The sequence below is a fragment of the Shewanella sp. A22 genome (genome assembly GCF_053850585.1).
Genome location: NZ_JBSQBN010000262.1, coordinates 1 through 609, shown reverse-complemented (window position 1 = coordinate 609; position 609 = coordinate 1). Strand labels below are relative to the sequence as shown.

General features: G+C 42.5%; 1 protein-coding gene. It reads right to left on the bottom strand.

The window, feature by feature from the left end; genetic code table 11:
- Positions 1–602 (bottom strand): site-specific integrase (locus ACWXWT_RS20615; RefSeq protein ID WP_456043421.1); only part of this gene is annotated, 602 nt, incomplete at its 3' end.
- Positions 603–609: the final 7 nt, after the last annotated feature.

The following is a 609-nucleotide window of genomic DNA, read 5'->3' as shown; positions in this document are numbered from 1 at the left end:
TATCCACGCGCTGATAAAAAGCGGATAAATGAGTTTAATGAAGAGGCGATTCCGGCAGTAGTTACTAGCGAGACTTGCGTTGCGCGAAGCTGCACGAACGCAGACAAGTCCGTTAACTGTATTGCATTTATCTGCGTTGAGCCTGACGAAGCAAGCCAGTTTAAAAACTCACGGGCATTACGGCAACGATATATACGAGTCGAATTAGCAAGACCGGCGACTTCATGTAGATAACGGTCAAATTCCTCCACAACTTTATTATTCGTTGATAATATCTCAACATCATTATCTAGATACCGTAGCCAATGAGAAAGTGCGGCAGCATAAGTGTTCCTGTTATGCATGAATAAACCAGAAGAACTAGGAACAATCATACGTTGCCGAATAAATTCATTTTTATCTTGAGCCGTTGCATCGCGACAACTTATGTCTCGCTTCGTCATCCAATCAGCAAAGTGGATCACGGCGCACAAATAGTTGTTTATAGTCTTGTGAGCATATCCGCGATCTAGAAAATACTGAATAAACTCAGCTAACTCTGATTGCGGTAATCGTGCTGCCGCACGTCGAAACGATCGGGATTTTATATATGTTTGAAACATGAGTGGT